The 19220-nt window shown below is 54.2% G+C and carries 23 protein-coding genes and 3 pseudogenes; 14 read left to right on the top strand and 12 right to left on the bottom strand.

Going from position 1 to position 19220, the window contains the following annotated elements:
- Nucleotides 1-281: 281 nt before the first annotated feature.
- Nucleotides 282-1373 carry an NADH:flavin oxidoreductase/NADH oxidase gene (locus ALO43_RS23590; protein ID WP_005893412.1) on the bottom strand — a complete coding sequence of 364 codons (1092 nt, stop codon included), beginning with the start codon at nucleotides 1371-1373 and terminating at the stop codon, nucleotides 282-284.
- A gap of 59 nt (nucleotides 1374-1432) precedes the next feature.
- Between ALO43_RS23590 and ALO43_RS23585 the strand changes: the two genes are divergently transcribed.
- A complete protein-coding gene (locus ALO43_RS23585; protein ID WP_005893413.1) occupies nucleotides 1433-1768 on the top strand; it encodes an ArsR/SmtB family transcription factor in 336 nt (111 codons plus the stop codon).
- Nucleotides 1769-1780: 12 nt separating this feature from the next.
- Here ALO43_RS23585 and ALO43_RS23580 read toward each other — a convergent pair whose 3' ends face one another.
- Nucleotides 1781-2344: a DUF6891 domain-containing protein gene (locus tag ALO43_RS23580; protein WP_005893414.1), complete on the bottom strand. Its 564-nt coding sequence runs from the start codon at nucleotides 2342-2344 to the stop codon at nucleotides 1781-1783.
- Nucleotides 2345-2370: 26 nt separating this feature from the next.
- Here ALO43_RS23580 and ALO43_RS29545 point away from each other — a divergent pair, with 26 nt between their 5' ends.
- A complete protein-coding gene (locus ALO43_RS29545; RefSeq protein ID WP_081022034.1) occupies nucleotides 2371-2730 on the top strand; it encodes a hypothetical protein in 360 nt (119 codons plus the stop codon).
- Nucleotides 2731-2965: 235 nt separating this feature from the next.
- Here ALO43_RS29545 and ALO43_RS23575 read toward each other — a convergent pair whose 3' ends face one another.
- The 6 genes from ALO43_RS23575 to ALO43_RS23550 form a co-directional block, all read right to left on the bottom strand.
- The gene (locus ALO43_RS23575; RefSeq protein ID WP_024691365.1) at nucleotides 2966-4588 is read right to left on the bottom strand and encodes a methyl-accepting chemotaxis protein; all 1623 of its coding nucleotides are present in this window, start codon (nucleotides 4586-4588) and stop codon (nucleotides 2966-2968) included.
- 449 nt (nucleotides 4589-5037) lie between these two features.
- Nucleotides 5038-6357, bottom strand: coding sequence for an MFS transporter (locus tag ALO43_RS23570; RefSeq protein ID WP_054998155.1), 1320 nt, complete (start codon nucleotides 6355-6357; stop codon nucleotides 5038-5040).
- 81 nt (nucleotides 6358-6438) lie between these two features.
- A complete protein-coding gene (locus ALO43_RS23565) occupies nucleotides 6439-7317 on the bottom strand; it encodes an SMP-30/gluconolactonase/LRE family protein (protein WP_054998154.1) in 879 nt (292 codons plus the stop codon).
- Between the two features lie 103 nt (nucleotides 7318-7420).
- Nucleotides 7421-8353 (bottom strand): beta-keto acid cleavage family enzyme, encoded by a 933-nt coding sequence (locus ALO43_RS23560; RefSeq protein ID WP_024691368.1) that lies wholly within the window; start codon nucleotides 8351-8353, stop codon nucleotides 7421-7423.
- An 89-nt stretch (nucleotides 8354-8442) separates the two neighbouring features.
- On the bottom strand, nucleotides 8443-9231 hold the full coding sequence (locus ALO43_RS23555; RefSeq protein ID WP_024671771.1) for an SDR family oxidoreductase: 789 nt from the start codon (nucleotides 9229-9231) through the stop codon (nucleotides 8443-8445).
- Nucleotides 9218-9949 (bottom strand): GntR family transcriptional regulator, encoded by a 732-nt coding sequence (locus tag ALO43_RS23550; RefSeq protein ID WP_053480791.1) that lies wholly within the window; start codon nucleotides 9947-9949, stop codon nucleotides 9218-9220. Before ALO43_RS23550 ends, ALO43_RS23555 begins: the two co-directional genes overlap by 14 nt.
- Nucleotides 9950-10258: 309 nt before the next feature.
- Between ALO43_RS23550 and ALO43_RS23545 the strand changes: the two genes are divergently transcribed.
- From ALO43_RS23545 to ALO43_RS32215, 4 genes and pseudogenes are all read left to right on the top strand, one after another.
- Nucleotides 10259-10561: a hypothetical protein gene (locus ALO43_RS23545; RefSeq protein ID WP_162010091.1), complete on the top strand. Its 303-nt coding sequence runs from the start codon at nucleotides 10259-10261 to the stop codon at nucleotides 10559-10561.
- 235 nt (nucleotides 10562-10796) lie between these two features.
- A pseudogene (locus ALO43_RS31675) lies at nucleotides 10797-11000 on the top strand (hypothetical protein); the annotation flags it as partial.
- A gap of 248 nt (nucleotides 11001-11248) precedes the next feature.
- Nucleotides 11249-12034: pseudogene (locus ALO43_RS32220) on the top strand (MCP four helix bundle domain-containing protein); the annotation flags it as partial.
- The gene (locus ALO43_RS32215; protein ID WP_371903753.1) at nucleotides 12026-12889 is read left to right on the top strand and encodes a methyl-accepting chemotaxis protein; all 864 of its coding nucleotides are present in this window, start codon (nucleotides 12026-12028) and stop codon (nucleotides 12887-12889) included. The pseudogene ALO43_RS32220 and the gene ALO43_RS32215, both read left to right, overlap by 9 nt.
- A gap of 110 nt (nucleotides 12890-12999) precedes the next feature.
- On the opposite strand, the gene ALO43_RS29535 is transcribed toward ALO43_RS32215, so the two are convergent.
- On the bottom strand, nucleotides 13000-13227 hold the full coding sequence (locus ALO43_RS29535; RefSeq protein ID WP_083492238.1) for a hypothetical protein: 228 nt from the start codon (nucleotides 13225-13227) through the stop codon (nucleotides 13000-13002).
- Nucleotides 13228-13632: 405 nt separating this feature from the next.
- On the opposite strand from ALO43_RS29535, the pseudogene ALO43_RS32210 reads away from it, so the two are divergent.
- The 4 genes and pseudogenes from ALO43_RS32210 to ALO43_RS23525 form a co-directional block, all read left to right on the top strand.
- Nucleotides 13633-13851: pseudogene (locus ALO43_RS32210) on the top strand (DUF2388 domain-containing protein); the annotation flags it as partial.
- 517 nt (nucleotides 13852-14368) lie between these two features.
- On the top strand, nucleotides 14369-14536 hold the full coding sequence (locus tag ALO43_RS30460) for a hypothetical protein (protein WP_005893429.1): 168 nt from the start codon (nucleotides 14369-14371) through the stop codon (nucleotides 14534-14536).
- A complete protein-coding gene (locus ALO43_RS23530) occupies nucleotides 14533-14814 on the top strand; it encodes a hypothetical protein (protein ID WP_005893430.1) in 282 nt (93 codons plus the stop codon). The genes ALO43_RS30460 and ALO43_RS23530 overlap by 4 nt, the downstream gene beginning before the upstream one ends.
- A complete protein-coding gene (locus tag ALO43_RS23525) occupies nucleotides 14811-15455 on the top strand; it encodes a MazG-like family protein (RefSeq protein ID WP_054998152.1) in 645 nt (214 codons plus the stop codon). Before ALO43_RS23530 ends, ALO43_RS23525 begins: the two co-directional genes overlap by 4 nt.
- Nucleotides 15456-15775: 320 nt before the next feature.
- Here ALO43_RS23525 and ALO43_RS29525 read toward each other — a convergent pair whose 3' ends face one another.
- The gene (locus ALO43_RS29525) at nucleotides 15776-16015 is read right to left on the bottom strand and encodes a hypothetical protein (RefSeq protein ID WP_080268167.1); all 240 of its coding nucleotides are present in this window, start codon (nucleotides 16013-16015) and stop codon (nucleotides 15776-15778) included.
- Between the two features lie 276 nt (nucleotides 16016-16291).
- On the opposite strand from ALO43_RS29525, the gene ALO43_RS23520 reads away from it, so the two are divergent.
- The 4 genes from ALO43_RS23520 to ALO43_RS23505 all read left to right on the top strand — a co-directional run bounded on the left by ALO43_RS23520 (nucleotide 16292) and on the right by ALO43_RS23505 (nucleotide 17886).
- Entirely contained in the window at nucleotides 16292-16723 is a 432-nt protein-coding gene (locus ALO43_RS23520) for a hypothetical protein (protein ID WP_122326330.1), read from the top strand.
- A 16-nt stretch (nucleotides 16724-16739) separates the two neighbouring features.
- Nucleotides 16740-17078 carry a hypothetical protein gene (locus ALO43_RS23515; RefSeq protein ID WP_054998151.1) on the top strand — a complete coding sequence of 113 codons (339 nt, stop codon included), beginning with the start codon at nucleotides 16740-16742 and terminating at the stop codon, nucleotides 17076-17078.
- A complete protein-coding gene (locus ALO43_RS23510; RefSeq protein WP_024689633.1) occupies nucleotides 17075-17263 on the top strand; it encodes a hypothetical protein in 189 nt (62 codons plus the stop codon). Before ALO43_RS23515 ends, ALO43_RS23510 begins: the two co-directional genes overlap by 4 nt.
- Before the next feature lie 104 nt (nucleotides 17264-17367).
- On the top strand, nucleotides 17368-17886 hold the full coding sequence (locus ALO43_RS23505; protein ID WP_235662558.1) for a DUF7168 domain-containing protein: 519 nt from the start codon (nucleotides 17368-17370) through the stop codon (nucleotides 17884-17886).
- 154 nt (nucleotides 17887-18040) lie between these two features.
- On the opposite strand, the gene ALO43_RS23500 is transcribed toward ALO43_RS23505, so the two are convergent.
- Both ALO43_RS23500 and ALO43_RS29520 read right to left on the bottom strand, forming a co-directional pair.
- Nucleotides 18041-18274 carry a hypothetical protein gene (locus tag ALO43_RS23500; RefSeq protein ID WP_024669845.1) on the bottom strand — a complete coding sequence of 78 codons (234 nt, stop codon included), beginning with the start codon at nucleotides 18272-18274 and terminating at the stop codon, nucleotides 18041-18043.
- Between the two features lie 392 nt (nucleotides 18275-18666).
- A complete protein-coding gene (locus ALO43_RS29520) occupies nucleotides 18667-18909 on the bottom strand; it encodes a hypothetical protein (protein ID WP_083492237.1) in 243 nt (80 codons plus the stop codon).
- Between the last annotated feature and the right edge of the window lie 311 nt (nucleotides 18910-19220).

Below are 19220 nucleotides of genomic sequence, written 5' to 3'. Positions count from 1 at the left end.
GTGATGTAAGCAGAGCGGTGTGACACTCAAGATATGGAAGGTGCGCTCATCAGGCGCTTGGGACCTGCACAGCGCCTGGAACACAAGCGCCCACGCACTCCCGCTGCCTTTGCCCGACAAACCGGATCGCCAACAAACAGCACAGGCTCTGTACGAAAGTCAGTGAGAAGGTCAGGTCAGGCAAAAGCAGACAAAGAAGCGGTGGGAGCCGATTTACATAACGAATCTAAGCGTTGAAGGGGCAAGCATCGAACGATGCCGCCCCTGCTAGTGCCAGCCGCTTAGCGATAACGCTCAAGCCAGTGAGCGTAAGGCGCAGGCAAGGTCCAGGCCGATTTTTCGACGCCCAGTTCTTTCGCTGCAAAGTACGCCCAGTGCGGGTCGGCCAAGTGCGCACGACCTATCGAAACCAAGTCGAGCTGACCTGACTTCACCGCCTCTTCAGCCAGTTTCGGCTCGCCAAAACCCCAGGCGCTGGTCACCGGAATATCCGCTTCGCGACGCACGCGCTCGGCAATCGGCCCCATGAACGCTGGCCCCCAAGGGATGTTGGCGTCCGGCGTGCTGAAACCCACGCTGACGCTCAACAGGTCCAGACCACCGGCCTTGAAGCGACGCGCCAGCTCGATCGACTCGGTAAGCGTCTGCTCGTCACGACCGTCATATTCGATCACACCAAAACGCGCAGTCAGCGGCAGGTTTTCGGGCCATACCTCACGAACGGCTGCCAGCGTCTCAAGCAAGAAACGGCTGCGGTTATCGAAACTGCCGCCATACGCGTCGGTACGCTGGTTGGAATGCTCGGAAAAGAAACTCTGCCCCAGATAACCGTGGGCAAAATGCAATTCGATCCATTCGAAGCCAGCATCACGGGCACGACGGGCAGCATCGACGAAGTTCTGGCGAACGCGAGCGATGTCTTCCAGCGTCATGGCGCGCGGGACTTTCGGCAGATTGTCACCGAAGGCGATGGCGGACGGGGCAATGGTCTCCCAGCCGCGTGAATCGGAAGCGACAATATGATCGTCGCCTTCCCACGGACGGTTGGCACTGGCTTTGCGGCCTGCGTGTGCGATCTGGATACCCGGCACACAGCCTGCATCCTTGATGGCTTTGACGATCGGCACAAACGCCTGTGCCTGCTCATCATTCCAGATACCGGTGCAACCGGGGGTGATGCGCCCTTCCGGCGCAACAGCGGTGGCTTCAACCACCAGCAAACCGGCGCCGCCACGTGCCATGCTGGCAATGTGAACCTGGTGCCAATCGTTGACAACCCCGTCGATTGCCGAGTATTGGCACATCGGCGGAATGGCGATTCGGTTGCGTAGCGTGACGTCTTTCAGTTTGAACGATTCGAACAATGCAGACATTGAAAAGCTCCCGTAGGCCGTATGAATTTGATTTTCAGTTGTTCGATGGTAATCGAACTATGGCAATGAACGGAAGCCTTGATATCATGCACCCTATGCGAACCTTCCAACATCCAGAAGCCGAAGACCTCACCCTCGAACGCGTGCTTTACGCCTTGAGCGACCCTGTGCGCATGGGCATCGTACGCTGCCTGGCAAGCGTAGCCGAAGCCACGTGTGGGGAACTGGACGGTGGTCGCCCGAAGTCCAGCATGTCCCATCACTTCCGAGTGCTGCGCGATGCGGGGCTGGTACAGACGCGGAACATCGGTACCACGCACATGAATTCATTGCGGACTGAAGTACTGGAAAGCCGCTTTCCCGGCTTGCTGGAGAGCATTCTGGCGCAGCGTTGATTTAGCAAGGCGTCAGTCCTGTGCCAACCTGCGCTGCCACTTCATTGCGTGGATTTCGATGCGCTGTTCATCGCTTTCATTCCACGCCACCTGAAAGCCTGCAGTTTTTAACGCCGCGCAGACTGTCTGACCAACCTTGACGCCGTGCACTGGATCATCATCAAGCGAACCAAAGGCGATCATCAGCTCGCTACCTTCAACCACACGCTCGACATCCTGCCCATGATAAAAGCAGTAACCGTGATAATGACCTTCCGGTGCTTCGTGAATGGCCTGGGCAACCTCCGAATAGCCGTCTGACATCGTGTAACCCGCATTCGACAACGCGCAGATACCTGCTTCGTGCAAGGCGTAGAAAACACTGTCCAGTCGATCACAGTCCGTTACCTGGGGCCAGGAACGCTCGGTGTCGAATTTGGACTGCAACTCCTGCGGGATCAAAGCCTTGAGCGCTATAACATCACAGTCATCTTCTATGATGTCTTCGAGCATCTCGTTCATTTCTTCCGCACTGTAAAATCCGGACCATACCCATGTCTTGATGCTGTCAGCGATATACTTTTCATCTTCGTTCATCAGTATTTCTCTATGGTGAAGTCAAAATGACTGAACACCGCTATACCGAAGCGGAGCGCATCCAGCAACTGAGAAAGCTTGAACAAGCGCTCGTCGCTCTGCTTCCTGTTTCGATACAACTGGGTCTTGAGCAAACGCCCGATTATCACGAAGCACTTTGCCGAACGAGAGTTCTTTTAGAGACAGGCTTCACTCAAACAGATCTCACTGATCTGTCACGTTCGGTTCCAGATGCAGTTCCACGCGGACGAGACTGGGAAGCACGCTATCTCGTTCAAAAAGCAGACGGTTCCTGGCGCTGGCCAGAGTGGTTCTCGGAACTGGAGTCGCGGCTTGTGCCTGTGATCAGGACCGCCGAAACCTTGCGCACGCTTGGGTACTATTAAATTATGGGGCTCAGGCTGAAGGACGGGGCTGAGAGGTATTCATTCCTTCAGGACCTCGACAATTGCTTGGCGCCTATCAATACACCCGAAGCAATAGCAAACAAATCCAGTATCCGCCTTCACGACGCGCTATCACCCTGGACCCACACGCAAAAACGCCCGGCATCATCTGTAGTCTGATACCGGGCGTTTGCGGTGATGTGGATCTATCTACCGATCTGCTAGCACAATGGCCTTACAGTTTGAATTTACCCACTTCCGCCTGCAAGCTGGTGGCAAGGCTCTTCAGGCCACCGCTGGTTTTGAGCAGTTCCTGCACCGACATGTTGTTCTGCTCGGCCATCTGCGCAGAACGCTCGACGTTGCGCGCTACATCCTGACTGGCGACCGTCTGCTCGCGCAATGCGAACGATATCTGATCGACCACTTGTAGAACCTTGCTCGAGCTGTCGCGGATTTCGATGATGGCTTGACCAGCCGTGCCAGCCATTTCGACGCCCTGGTTAACTTCTTGAACACCGCTGCGCATGCTTTCGACTGTTTCACGTACACCCGCCTGGATCTTCTCGATCATGCCGGCGATTTCCTTGGTGGACTTGCCAGTGTTTTGCGCCAGCAGGCGAACTTCGTCGGCAACAACCGCGAAGCCGCGACCCTGCTCGCCGGCACGTGCGGCTTCGATGGCAGCGTTGAGCGCCAACAGGTTGGTCTGGTCGGCAATACCTTGAATCACACTGATGATCGACGAGATATGCTCGGAATGCTGACCCAGGCCTGCAACCTGAGTAGACGAAAGCTGCACGGTCTTGGCGATGCCGTTCATGCTGGACAGCGTACTCTCGATGACCTGCGCACCATCTTTGGACTGCTGGCCCGAACGACTGGCGAGCTGGTGGGCCTCGTCGGCGTTTTCGGAAACGTGGTGGATGCTGACAGTCAGTTCTTCGATGGTAGCCGCCATCATTGAGGCGGACGTCGACTGTTCCTGAATTGCGCCGGAAAGTTGCTCGGATGCGCCGGAAATCTGTTGCACGGCAACTACCAACTGATTGGCTGCCTGGCTGATCTGATGAATCATTTCGCGCAAGCGATTCTGCATGCGGTCAAAGGCTTTCGGCAGTTCGTCATGGCTGCTGGTATCGATCACGGTGTCGAGTTTGCCATTGGCAATGGCAGTTGCAGCATCAATAGCCAGCTGCAGGCGTGCGGTAGTGCTGCGACCCAATAACGTAGCCAGGATTCCCGCGAGGACAGCCGCTGCAAGGCCGCCACACATGAGGATCATGATGGCGAGATGTTTGGCGTCCACCATGTCTTGGGTTCTTACCACCAGCAGCTTGTTTTCGACAGCGCTGATTTCGCTCAGAATAGCGCGCATGCCGTCCATCTTGGCTTTGTCGGCACCGGAGGTAATGCGCGCATCCAGTTCGTCATCCGGCATATTGCGTGCGGTCAGGTCACGACGCAGGGCGATGATCGGGTTGATGTCCTCATCCATCCAGCGCTTCTGGGTCTCCCCCAGAGTGGCCAGACGACGCTGTTGTTCGGCATTATCAGATGTCAGGCGCTTGAGCGAATCAAGTTCTTCAGCAAAGCGCCGCTGACCCGCTACCAACGGCTCGAGAAATGTGTCTTTCGACGCGATGACGAAGCCTCGCATGCCTGTCTCGATGTTGATCAGTTGCTCAAGAGCCAACTGTGCGTCGCTCAGCACTTGATAAGTGTGGACGTTGTTGTTGGTGGCGTCTTCTACCTGCTCGAAGCCTCTGTAAGCACTGGCTACCAGCACGGCAATAAGTATGACTATCGCGACAAAACTGAAATAGAGCTTTTGCGAGATACTGAGTTTGCTGAACATGATGTCGATCCTGAACATAGCCGTTCCGTGGCTTGCATGGGCGTAATCACTCGCAAAAATGCGTTGAACCATTTCACGCGAATAATATCATTTGGATATTACCCATTTCGCCCGCTTGCTCAGTAACTTTAGAGGCGGCATCTGCACTGACGCTGAATAAAAGCTCTAATTCAAGATAACTCATTGATAAATATAGATAAATAAATTTAATTATAATTAGCATTTACAGAATTTCAGCTATGGAAACTCCAATAATTTGACAGTTCGAGATGTCAAATTTCCGACCAAAAAAACGCCACACATCCCGTTTACGACGCTGACCATGTCGCGTATAGAGCAACTAATGAGACCGCGGACGGGCAGTGTCGCCCCGAAAAGTGGGCACTTTTGCAGAACAGGTGCTTCAGCACTGGCACGTCCCGAACCCAAGAGCTCGGGACGTGGAAACATCACACGCTCCGCTGCACTGTCAGCGATTCGGGGCGATGTGAAAATAGTTGCAGAAACGCCCCGCCCAATGCGCAGCCAGCCATCACGAAGAAGCACACGGTGTAACCACTGAGGCTGCTCCAGCCGCCGCCCATGGATATCAGGGTTCCCATCAATACCGGAGCAATACCGCCGCCGATGAACATCGCGGTGGTGATGATGCCATTGGCAGTCGATGTCGCCGAAGGTTGCGCAGAATCGGACGCGACTGCGTAGTAGATAGGCCAGACCGCGTTGGCCACCAGACCGAACAGCAACTGCACCGCGATGACGATCAGTATGGTGTTGGCAAAGTAAAAGGCACCGACGCTGACTGCCATCCATACCCCGCAGATGATCAAGGTAATGCGTCGGCCGATGATGTCCGACAACGACGGCCAGATCAGTTGCCCGAGAATCCCGGTCAGGGTGAATACGACGCTCATGCCAGCCGATTCAGCCAATGACAGGTTGAGGATGTTGTACAGATAGGCAGGCAGGACAATATTCACGCCCATGTAAACCACTTGCGTGAGCAGGGTATTACCGGCAGTCAGGGCAATATTGCGGTTACTCAACGTTGCTTTGACCGACTTCCAGACCTGACCTTTGACGTTGGTCGACGGTGTGCTGTCCGGCGGGGTCATGCCTTTGGCAGCAATGTCCACATACAGCTTGGTAATACGCTCGGCCGTCGAGTAGCGCGCCCAGAAAATCATCAACGGCAGAGCCACTACGAAGGCGAAAAAGAACACGTAACGCCAGTTATCCTCACCAAATGTGGTGATCACAAAGCTGGCGACAATGCCGCTGAGCATAGCACCTATGGGGTAACCGGTGTGGTGGGCGCCCAAGGCAAACCCACGACGCTCCACGGGCCACCATTCAGCAGTGTTGCTGACACCGACCGGCTCGCCCCAGCCAGCGCCCAGATTCACCCCTACCCGCAACGCAATGAAACTGGCCAGGCTGCCACTCAACCCCTTGAAACCCGAGAGGAAGGACAGCGCTGTATAGCCCAGCACCAGTGGCACCTGGAAACGCGCCCGCTTCCAGCCGCCGCCGTAACGGTCACTCCAGATAGAACCTGGAATGTCGAGAACCGCCAAGGCCAGCATGACGACAGTGGCCACCGTCCCCCACTGATCTGCAGACAATTCGAAATGCTTGGAAATAGTCGGGCCCAGGCGCAATACGATCTCGCGATCATAGGCATTCAGAATCCAGATCATCCAGCACACCAACAACGACACCCACGAAAATCGATGAATCTTGCCCAGCGATGCATTCTTGTTTGGCATGGGAAATCTCCAGGCGTGTAGCACACGCCCTGGCGAGAAGGTTCAGTCGTCCTTAACGTTCAGGTTCAGTCTGTTGTCGGGCTAGCTGGCGAAGCGCCGTTCAGCAATGCCCTTCACGCCCAGCCCGGTGATGGCGAACAACGCACCGCGCTGCTGACCGTCCTCCGGGAAGCGTGGTAACGGCGGTTTGGCCATGGAGGTGACGAACAGCGTGTCCAGATTCGGACCGCCGAAGGTCAGGCTGGTCACCTTTTTTACAGGCATGTCGATGACGCGATCCACCTGTCCGTCAGGGGTGTAGCGCACCAGTTTTCCGGCGTAGACCAGCGCCTGCCACAGGCAGCCTTCGGCATCCACAGTGCAGCCATCCGCCGCACCTCCCGCAGAGGTGTCGACCTTGGCAAAGGTGCGTCTGTTGGCGACTGCGCCAGTGGCATTGTTGTAGTCATAGGTCCAGATATCCCCGGACCAGGTGTCGGCAAAATAGAACGTTTCACCGCTCGGGCTCCAGCACGGTCCGTTGGACACGATGATGTTTTCATCCAGCGTGTGCAGGCTCAGGTCCGGGTCGAGGCGATACAGTCTGGCGCTGGCATTATCTTCAAGAGTGTCCATTGAACCGACGATGAACCTGCCCTGCCGGTCCACCTTGCCATCATTGAGCCGATTGTTCGGCAGCTCCGGCTCCGGGTCGATTATCAGTTTGAGATCGCCCGTTGGCAGGTCAAGGTTGTAGATGCCGGTCTGCAACGCCACGAGCGCCGAGTCGCCATTCTTGCGCAGGGCCATGGAGCCAATCTTCTGGCCGACATCCCAGGCGCGCAACTCGCGGCCATCATCCGTGCAGCGCAGAACACGACCGTCGAAGCTGTCGATCCAGTAAAGACGCTGTTGCTCGACATCCCAGACCGGGCCTTCGCCCAGCGTGGTTTTCACGTCGACAACTATTTCGATACGCATTTTTCACCTCTGTCTTGTTGTTATTGAGATGACACGTTTTGCGGCGATCAGCGGGTAACGCATGTCAGGAAACATACCCGCACAGGAACAGCATCATGAATACCTAGAAATCAACCTTGTCCTGCCCCTTCAGATCGAGCATCTCGCGAGCCTCGTCCGGCGTGGCCACGCGCCCGCCCAGGGCTTCGATCACCGTGCGAATGCGTTTGACCTGCTCGGCATTGGAGGCTGCCAGCTTGCCCGGTCCGTCCCACAGCGAGTCTTCGAGGCCGACCCGCACATGACTGCCCATCGACAGGCCCATGGTGCCCAGCGGGATCTGATTGCGACCGGCGCCCAGAATCGACCACTGGTACGCGTCGCCAAACAGACGGTCGGCTGTACGCCGCATATGCGCAAGGTCTTCAGGGTGCCCACCGATCCCGCCGCGCAAACCAAAGACAGACTGGATGAAAATCGGTGCCTTGAGCAGCCCGCGTTGCAGAAAGTGCGCAGCGGTATACAAATGACCGATGTCATAGCATTCGATTTCAAAGCGTGTGCGGTTCTCGGCGCAGGTATTGAGAATGTGAGCGATGTCCCGGAAGGTGTTACGAAATATCCGGTCATCGCTCTCGGCCAGATACGGGCGCTCCCAGTCGTGTTTGAATTCGGTGTAGCGATCGAGCATTTCGTACAGCCCGAAGTTCATCGATCCCATGTTCAACGAGGCAAGTTCCGGCTTGAGCTGCGCGACTGGCTGCAAACGCTCTTCCACTCCCATGGTCGGCGCCCCGCCAGTAGTGATATTGATCACCACATCGCTTTTCGCCTTGATCTGAGGCAGAAACTGCCGAAACAGATCGACATCCTGACTGGGTCGCCCATCAACCGGATCGCGAGCATGCAAGTGAACGATGGAGGCCCCCGCCTCCGCTGCACCGACGGCAGCATCGGCGATTTCCTGCGGAGTGATCGGCAAATGCGGCGACATCGAGGGCGTATGGATCGCCCCCGTCACTGCGCAGGTAATGATGACCGGACGTTTTTTTGGCATGAGCGTTCTCCATTCTTGTTGTTGGCGAGAAGTCTGATGTGCAACATCAACCGGAAGGTGTGCGGCCATTGATGCTGCGGGACAAAAACTCAGAGGTATTCGACGTTGCCATCCACACTGATGGCCTGCCCCGTGATATTGCGGGCTGCGGGCGAGCACAAAAACAGCGCCATCGCGGCAACGTCCTCGGCGGTGACCATGCGCTTGAGCGAAATCTTTTTCAGGTACTCCTCACGCATCTCCTCCTCAGGCACATTCATCTGCTGCGCACGGGCACGAATCACCCCGTCCATCCGCGGGCCTTCGACGATGCCGGGCAGCAAGGCATTGACGCGGATGTCACTCTCGCCCAACTCGGACGCCAGCGATTTCATCAGTCCAACGATCGCCCATTTGGTCGCGGCATAGGGCGTGCGCCAGGCATAGCCCAAACGACCGGCGACAGAGGCGATATGGATCAGATGCCCATTGGGCGACGCCTTGAGCAACGGCACTGCGTGATGAGCAAAGCGGTATTGCCCGGTGAGGTTGATGTCGATGGTGCGCTGCCACTCGTCCTCGGTGATCGCATCGATGCCTGCGGTCGGACCGGCGATGCCGGCGTTATTGATCAGCACATCAAGACCGCCGAATCGCTCACGCTGCACCCTGAACACCGCTTCGACCTGCGCCGGATCAGCAACGTCTGCGCGGGTGGCAACACTGTCCGGGTAACGCTCTACAAACGCCGCAAGGGCCGATTCGCTGACATCGCACACATGAACCTTTGCGCCCGCCTCCATGTAGGCAGCCGCCAGCACTTCACCGATTCCGGCGGCACCGCCAGATATCAGAACCCGCAAACCTGCATAGGGAATCAGCCGATCAAGAACACTCATGCTTTTTCACTCCCGAGACACGCGACCTTGAGTGGTCGCTCTTTGCGATCAGCCGCGTCAGAGAATCGGCGGCCTGCATGATGTCGTCAGTGACCGCGGCACGAGCGGCCGCTCCGTCACGCACCGTCAGCGCCTCGACGATCCGGTTGTGCGCCTCCATCGAACGCTGGAGGTGCGCCCTGTCAGGCGCAACAAGTGCGAAACACGGGCCTATGTGCAGCCAGAAATTCTCGACAGCAGCAACGATCAGCTCAGCCTTGGCCACCGCATAAATACGCCGATGAAAAGCAAAGTTGGTCCACAGATACAGGGCCACATCAACGCTGTCAGCAGCCTGCTGCATCTGCCCGCACAGCAGGCTGATGTCTTCAAGATCGGTGTCGTTGATGAGGATGACTGCTTTCTCGGCCAACAGGCCTTCGAGTGCGACTCTGGCATCGCGAATCTCGCGCAGCCGTTCCGGAGTCATCATGGGCACGCGCAGCCGGGCGGTTTCAGTGACTTCGAACGCGTTTTCGGCGCTGAGCCGGTTCAAAGCTTCACGCACCGGCATAGGACTGGACCCCAACGCCTCGGCTAGACCGCGAATCGTCAGCTTCTGTCCTGGCTGAAAGCGCCCGCTCATGAGCGCTTCACGGATCTGCCGGTAAACCTGATCCTGGAGGGTATCGCGGGAAACCTGCCGCATGGCGGGCAGGAGGATCGGACGATCTGTCATGGGAGTGACTCATATTGGCGTTCTTATGGGGGTCAATATGTGATCACAAATAACATATGTCAAATTATTTTTGGGGGAGATGGAAAGCGTTGTTGATCTGGTTCGTTGGGCCTACCGAAAGAACATCCAGCCAAAAGTGCCAACGCCGATTGCCCTATCAGAACTCACGTGTTTATTCGTTTTTGAGCAAAGCCAGAGATTAACAAATAGCTGGCCATCCACTCAGCCTGTATGGAAAGACAGTGGCGTAAGCACAGATCGAGTAGTAGCTTTTGGCCTCGCTTGAGGTTTACCTACCGAGATATGCGCATGAACGATCCAAAACAGGCTCTCAATAAAATCGAGGATCTTCTCAACGCTGCACGCGGAACCGACGATTTGTTTCACCGCGCTGCGGCGTTCAGTGCGATATCCATACTTGTAGAGAATTTGGGCAACCATCTCAAAAAGTACGCCCCTTACGCTGCCGAAAACATCGAAAGCCTGCGTTCTCATGCATCGTCAATGCTCGGATACGACGTAACGATCGGACACAGTACAGAGCAGCATCACTTGTGGGCTTTAGCTGCAATAGCTGCATTGAACGAAGCCCTCGACAAACTCAGTAGGTAAAGGATTACCCCAAGCGCCTCATCTGCCCGACTTGGGTCAATTCATTGCAAACCACTCAGCGGTGAAGTGTAAGCTTATTGAGCTATTCGCCTTGGCGTCGGCAAGGCAATTGAAGAAGCTCAACGGTTATCCATTGTGTAGTTCTGAAAAGCCTGAGGCTTGTCATTGAAGCAGCGCAGCGCGAAACGGGTTCGGCGCTCAACGCTCGCTTTAAATAGCTCGTTAGATTCAAAGCCTGCGGATGCTCAAACCGTCCGATTTGTACAAGGCTCAGGGCTTCCCCGACGACTACGTCATCATTCGCGGTGCAGACGGCAAGCCATTCACCAAAACCCGGCAAGTTAATATGTGCGGGAACAGCGTCAACCCGCCAACTATGGCAGCGCTCGCTCGAGCGAACGACCCGAGGCGCACATCAGCTCAACATCAGGTGGCAGCACGATCAATCTATTCTGGCTGCTGCTCGCCAAGCCAATTGCGCCCTGGCAATCGCTGCCTTGCCAGCGATGCTGATCAGGTACGTGGCTTGAGAGCGCTATGAGGAGAGCTGCAACGAACATCCGGCGGCTCCGCGTTGTATAACGTGTGCCGCTGGTCGCAACCTACTGCAGGAAAGGCAGTAGCTGGCCGATACAACTGCATTACCCTTCTAGTTCGGATAGGGAAATCAAGGAAGGCTGCACGGCGATGAATCTTTTACGCGGCACTATGTTATCAACACGCCTGATTTCTGCGTTCGTAGTATGCGCAGTTGTCACGCTAGGCGTCGGCCTTGTCGGATACATGGGCATCACTGGCCTCAAAAACAGCGTAGATGGGATTGTAAGCAACAACCTCGTCTCTGTATACAACACGAGTAACGCACGCTCAAATGCTATAGCACACTATCGCGACTTGCACCGCGCACTGCTGTATAAATATGCAAAGGCAGACCAAGCTAAATACGACGAAGTATTGAAGTCCATAGCTGACAACCAAAAAGAGGTAGAGCAACTATTCAATGCGTACCGGCAAACACCTCTGGAAGACGATGAAAAAGCTGCAGGTGATCAGTTTGAGAAAGACTGGCCAGCGTACATTAACGCATCCTCTCGCGTGATCGGATTAGCGGCGAACGGTGACCTTGAAAGCGCGAGCAGGGTATTCGCACAAGAGGTGGACCCTGCATACAAGAACGCAAATGATGAGCTAAAAATAATAGTAGCGTCTAACAAGCGCCAGAGTGACGACGTCGCACTAGAAGCCGCGAAGACTTCGAGCGCCGCTTACGGTTCATTGGGCATAGGCGTAGTTATCGCGTTTGTTGCTGCAATTATTCTGGGTTTATTGGTAACACGCTCGATCACTCGACCGCTTTCAGGAGCTCTACGGACCGCAAAACAAGTGGCCGACGGCGACCTTTCTCAAAAAATTGATGTGAATGGAAATGACGAGATCAGCACACTGCAATCAGCACTAAGCACCATGCAAGTTAACTTAAGAGATACGATTAAAGAGATCGCTGGTGCGGCTGATCAATTGGCATCTGCGTCCGAAGAACTGAATGCAGTTACGGAGGAAAGTTCCAAAGCACTGATACGCCAGAACGATGAAATCCAGCAAGCCGCCACGGCGGTGAACCAGATGACAGCCGCTGTGGAGGAGGTAGCGCGCAATGCCTCAGGAGCATCTGAGTCCTCTGAAGAAACTAGCCGCAGTGCTATTGAAGGACGTGATCAAGTAAAGAATGCTGTTGGATCGGTTAATACAATGGCAGAGCAGATTTCTCAATCGACTGAAAAGGTCACGGTACTCGCCACCAGAGTCAATGAGATCACGGGAGTTCTTGCAGTCATTCAGTCCATAGCTCAGCAAACCAACCTTTTGGCGTTGAATGCCGCAATTGAGGCAGCCAGGGCTGGCGAGCAGGGTCGCGGCTTTGCGGTAGTAGCCGATGAAGTACGTGCCCTTGCGCACCGAACGCAGGCATCGACCGCAGACATTGAGGCAATGATGGCCCAAATTCGTGCGGGTGCGGATGAAGCAGTGATCGCGATGAATAACAGTAGGAGCCTTGCAGGAGAAACCCGTGATCAAGCCATTCAGGCAGGCTACGCGCTAGACAGAATTACCGAAGGTGTCTCAATGATTAATGAGAAAAATCTCGTGATCGCGAGTGCCGCCGAAGAGCAAGCTCACGTCGCTCGAGAAGTAGACCGAAACTTGGTTAATATTCAAGACATCTCCACTCAGACCGCAACTGGCGCACACCAAACCAATGCCTCCAGCGCCGAGCTTTCTCGCCTTGCCGCCTCATTTGGAGTATTGGTCAATAAGTTCAAGACCTGAATGGGGCTGATCAGGACGCGCGCGTATATAGTGCGCATCCAGATGCCTATGTGCTTCAGCTGTGCTGCCGCAAATCTTATTTTGCGGCAGCTGTTTTAATAGCGATAGTGTTAGTCACAGTCTCGGATGTTACGGCATGGATCATTGAGCTGCGGATCATTTGGAATACGCGCCGCTACCTGGATAGGGGCTGATTTCGACTCCTTGGAGGCATTGCTTGCGTCCTGAACAAGAGCGTATCTCCCATCGGCTGTAGGAGCGGATGGCTTGGAAGCCGCTGCGAATGCAATGCCTTGCAAACCAACCACTGCAACAGTAGTCACGACAAGCCCTTTCAGAACGGATTTTCTTGTGATGTTCATGGTGTTTCCTCTAGTCATTTATAGGTGGCATAGCAGACAAACTGCTATGGAAATACTGTACATGCTTAGTGACGACAGCTGTATCGCGCAAAAGTTAAATAAAGTTTCATTCGTTTGGTTGCTAATGAATTAGCTCACGTCTCCGCCTTCTCGACACCGAATCGACCTCATCGAAACTACACCAATTAACTCAATTTCAGCCGCGTGTGCGGCAAGGACGAAGTCATGCCCGAAGAAAAAATCGTGCTTATTCAGCCAGCGACCGTCACTCGCGACGGAAATGATTTTTCCAGCATCCCGACCTCCCAGGGCTTCGATGAGGGTGACGGCGACAAGTGCAAAGCCTGGATTGCTAAGGTAAAAGCCGCTGATTACGTCAGGTTAAGTACGCTCGCGATGGCTTTGGGGACTACAATGTCATCCGAAAAAATCGCTGACTTTTTTACGCCAGCTCGTGACGATGCTCTAACTTTTATCGGCTCAGATGGCGAGATCCGTGGCGCGTAATTTGAGCAGGCAGTCCAGCACTACCGCTGCACTGCCAAATCGCCTTTGATGTCCGACCTACAACTGGCTAATGCCATCACCGCCACCCACTAAGCAGTTCAATCGCTTGGTTTTTCCTATCAGCCCTTCCCATGTATCGCGGCGCATCGCCTTGGCGCCTTAATCCTCAAGACCCACCAAGCATCATAAGGACTCGCGATCGCCCGGCCCAGCGCCAGGCTTTTTCGTTCTACCCCCTCATCGCTTTTTCCTGCCAGCCAGAAGCAAGCCCCCTGCCCCGCATATCCTCTTTCAGCTTCACTACCAGTGCTGTGATCGCGCGAGCCGAACCCAGTCTTGATAAGTCGATACCGGTGACTGAGTTCTTCCCTGTCCGTCGAGAGGCGATATCTTCGGGCTGTGTCCGATTTGTGGCCGGATTCCCGCCATGCACAGATGTCGCGGTGTCAGGAACGCCTCACTTCGCCGCCAAGGCTGGCAAAGACAAATTCTTCCAGGCCAAGGCGGCGCTGATCGCTGAACAATGCCGGGTGATTGGGCAGTTGGCAGGCGCGCCTTGGTTTTTCGAAAACCCGGTTAGACGTCCGTCTGATTGGGTGGAGCGAGCAGCTTGAACGCCCTACGCAGCCCCACCAAACCCGAAAACCTGCCCACCCCCTGGCTGGCCCGCGATGGCCTTTGCGATATCTGCAATGGCTACCGCGCCCGAGGAAACCACAAGGCCTGCTTCAAAGCGCGTCAGGCCCGTTATGCGCAGAGCGCGAAGGAATCGAAATGAATAAGACGATGCTTGAACTGGTCAATGCTTGCGACGAAACATTTTCTTCGGGCAATCCGGTAGTGAATGCAGCAGTGCTGGGCGCCCAGAACGTCAACTCCGCAATGAGCACAATCGATGGCCTCCGCCAGCAGTTGGCCGACGTTTCGAATGAGCGGGATGGGTTGCGGGCTGCGGCTATCGAAACGCTGCGGGTAGCACGGATCGCAAACCAAGGTAGCAGCGCCTACCGCCGCGTGTTTGAAGACTTGGAGAAAGTAGTCGGGGTGAAATCATGAGCAAGCACCCAATACCCGACTGGCTTCGTAGCCAGTTCAGTCGCATCGAGGACGAAGTTCAAAAGCTCGGCCCGTGCGGAGTTTTCACACAGATGCGCACCGTGACGCAGGCTTACTTTGAGCAGCAGGCCGAAGCAGATCAACCGCCAGCGCTCGGCGGGGAGGCGGAACTTGACGGCTTGAGCTTTCAGAAATTGCGCCAAGCAAACGTGAAGCGCTTGGCATCGTCAAAATACAAGCTGTGCGAACAAAACTGGCAGCCTGCACACTGGATGAACGCGCTGACCGGCGAAGCAGATGAGTGCGCCAACATCATCAAGAAGGTTGATCGAGATGATTACTCGCTAGAATCAGCACTGCCAAATATCGCAAGAGAGCTTGCCGACATTCAGTGCTATCTCAATATTTTGGCGTTCAAGCTGGGCATTGATCTTGGCGCCGCAACCGCTTCTATATTCGACGAAGTGTCGGAGCGCATCGGTTCTTCGATACGACTGGGCGAGCCAGTGAAAGAACCTGACGTTTGCGGAGCATGTAACGGCAAACGTGAAGTTTTTCATCGCGGCCTTGAGGATGGTTGGTACGAGCCGTGTAATGCCTGCCTTGATGACGTTGCGAAGTTGAACGTCGACCAGTCATGACCAGAAGGCCAATCTGCTGGCGTGCAGCTGCCCAGGCAGTGCCGAAACAACCGAGTATCACCGCCGAAAGGCCGATACTTGAACTCATAAAGCGCTTCTCCAAGGGTTTGACAGGGCCTCACTTTTGCCCGGTGGGCCCGGACACCCCCGCAGTAACAACCCCCTCTCAATCAATTCAATGTCAGTCGCGTGTGCGGCAAGGACGAAGCCTCGCCCCAGAAAAGGTTAATAGACTCTGTAAAAGTCATTCGTGATATTTGGACACTTTCACTATAAAACCGCAAAGTATTAGTTTGCGGCTACTGTATCAGTCAGATGGTTTAGCCGTGCGGGCAATTACTAACAGTGGCATCACACGCATTATTGATTCTCAAACCTGATTTTAAGCGTGAAGCTACTTGCACAGGCACTGATGTGGAGTCGCGGACAACGCTATTACCCGAAGCCTGTACGGAAGCATATTTTTCAATCGCAGCAGGTGCGGCTTGTGCACGGGTGCTCGCAAAGGCCATGCCTTGCAAGCCCATCACCGTGACAGTAGTCAATACAAGCCCTTTCAGAATAGTTTTTTTTGTAATGCTCATGATATTTCCTCTAATAACCAATGGTTCGACAGTATTGGTGCATCTGACTTATATGTGCATAGCAGACAAGCTGCTATGGATAGACTGTACATGCTTTGTGACAACAGGCGTATCGCGCCAGAAGTGAATAAAGTTTCATTCGTTTGGATGCCATTGAATTAGCTCGTCTCTCTGCGCTCTCGCTACCGAATCCCCTCATCAAACCAAATTAATTAACTCAATGTCAGTCGCGTGTGCGGCAAGGACGAAGTCATGCCCGAAGAAAAGCAAAAGCTCGGCCCGGACCATTATCGATACGTCGACGAATCAGACCCAAAGGGCCTGTCGGTCACTAGCAGGCGTTACGTGGTTGTCGGTGAAACCGAGCAGTGCTGGTACATCGTGTCTGAATTCCACGACAGCCTGTTCGGTGAATCTCAGCGGGAATCTCAGCGGGAATCGCTGCTTAAGCAATATCGCAAGCGGGTGCTCAAGGATGGTGGCGAGCACGGTGGGCGGTTCGCCTACACCAGTAAAGAGCTAGCGCTGCGCTCATACAAACAGTGCAAAGCATGGCAGTTGAGACATGCCCAACTGTCGCTTGAGCGCGCCAAGGCCGCTATTGCGTATTTCGGCGATGTAAAACCGAAAGCACCGTTCCGGCAGATAGCCTTATGGTCGCTTGCGAGTACATCCAGGGCATGAACTGGAGCGATTGTTAATGAGCAACCACACCAAAGAACAATGGTTAGTAGACCGTCAAGACTACTGCATTGGCGTTGAAAGAGATGGCGAGCCTCTGGAAATCGCCACGATCACGGCAATGGATCACAACGGCATCAAGCACTTCATCGGCGACCAAAGCTGGGCGAACGCTTACCTGATGCGCACTGCTCCCGAGCTCCTTAAAGCTCTCGAAGCGATACTCGCCAAAGCCTATAAGCAGAACTGGAACGACCATTACCCTGAGCTGCTTGAGCAGGCAGAAAAAGTGATCGCGCTCGCGAAGGCTGGATCTGCGCCCGGCGATGGCGACGAATCAGAGTATATGGAGCTTTGATTCTTCCTAAAGGCTGGGTGAGCAGAAAACTGGAAGCCGAGCTGATTCGCATCGCGGCGCGCATCCTCATGGGCCGCAACGTGGCCCGGTCCCCAGTCGTATCCCGCCGCGACAACAACGATATGTATTACATGGCCGAGCAGCTGGAAGCCATCGCCGACCAAATTTCCCGCCAGTACCCGTAACCCCCTTCCCTGAAGAGCCAGCCGGTGATCGGCGGGCGGAGAGCTGCGCGCCGCCCGGTATGGGATCAACACCTTAGCGCAGTTGTGGCCACGGTTTTTTTAACGTGAAAGCCCTGCGCTACACCCATTGGTGCGATACGAAAAAAAACCGCGTAGAGCGTGCCAAGTTTATGGGAGTGAGCCCTGCTCAGCATATCGCTCTGTACGCCTACGAGACTCTTCTTGCGAAGCTTACCAAGGCTCGCAACGCTTACATCGCTGAGGTTCGCGCTGGTATTCACCGGAGCAACTATTCCGCCACTACTGCCGGCGATCACTTTGCGATTGCTTGGGTGTTCGCGGTACAGAGCAAGTTGCAACAGTTGGTGCCGCGCGGCGAAGAAAACATGACGCCCGAACACAAAGGCGCAGGGCCTGGGCTTGTAGCAGTTGAAGCCCAGCACCAAGCGCTGATTGACACCTACCTTGCTGACAAGCAGGTGGGCAAAGCAAGAAAGGTGAGAGGGTCAGAGCTCGACCTCAACGCTCAGATAGCGGGAATGCTCGCCGGCACCAAGGTCGACTTACATGCAGGCCTAGCCAGTGGTGTCGAGCATGCGCCCGCCCTATCTGCCAGAGCTTGAACCCGGACTACAAATGAAACACTTAACGGCGGGCTTCGATAGGCTGACAGCCAGTAGGAGCCCTAACATAATCAATCTCTTCTGGCGACTGCTAGCCAAACTAAAGTGCTGCCGCAAATCTTATTTTGCGGCAACAGTTTTAATTGCGGCAGCGTTAGCCACCACAATGGAGGGGATCGATATCGCATTGATTGCGATTCGTGCCTAATGACATGCGGCCAGCTACCTGTATAGGCGCTGCTTTCGAGTCCTTGGAGATATTCTTGCCTGCGTCCTGCACAAGCGCATGGTTCACATCGGCCACAGGAGCGGATGGCTTGAAAGCCGCTGCGAATGCCATGCCTTGCAAGCCAATCACTGCGACAGTTGTCACGACAACCCCTTTCAAAACGGATTTTCTAGTAATGCTGTTCATTGTATTTCCTCAGAATGACTAATGGCTCAACCGTGTAAAAGCCTATAGCTATATGTTGCATAGCATATAAGCTGCTACAAAAATACTATACATAACCTTTGACAAAGGTGTACTTATTAAATGTTAAAAACATCCAATTTGTTAAGGTGACGCTAAATTTTCTTGACTCCCCACGCACTTATCACCGCATCACCCTAATAAAGATTAAACCAGTTAGCTCAATATCAGCCGCGTGTGCAGCAAGGAAGAGTCATGGCCTAGAAATTTTTGATAGACGACGTTTAAATAACTTATAACAGCATTGAAATAATTTTAATCTAAAGCCGCGAAAATATACTTCGCGGCTTCTGTAACACTCAGGTGCATTAGCCATGTGGGCAAGGCATACCATTGTCATCGCATGCGTTATAGATGCGAGTGCTTGACCTTAAGCGGGAAGCTGCTTGCGCAGGTACAATTTTGGTGTCTCGGGTCATGCCTTTACCCGACTCCTGCACTGGAGCATATTTTTCAACAGCAGAGGCAGGTGAGGCTTCTGTGCGAGTGCTAGCAAAGGCGAAGCCTTGCAAACCAATCACTGCGAACGTCGTCACGACAATTCCTTTCAGAACTGTTTTTTTTGTAATGTTCATGATACTTCCTCGAATAGCATACAGTCTGACAGAATAAGAGCATCTGATTTATATGTAACATAGCAGATAAACTGCTACTTAAATACTGTACATGCTTTGTGACAGCAGGTGCATCTCGCCAAAAGTGAATAAAGTTTAATTTATTAGGATGCTATTGAATTAGTTCACATCTCCACGCTCTCGACATCGTATCCCGCTCATCAAAACTACACCAATTAACTCAATGTCAGCCGCGTGTGCGGCAAGGACGAAGTCATGTCTGAAATAAAGGAAAGACCGATCCTGTT

Source organism: Pseudomonas tremae, assembly GCF_001401155.1.
GTDB classification, from domain to species: Bacteria; Pseudomonadota; Gammaproteobacteria; order Pseudomonadales; family Pseudomonadaceae; genus Aquipseudomonas; species Aquipseudomonas tremae.
This window is presented reverse-complemented; position numbering and strand designations above follow the sequence as displayed.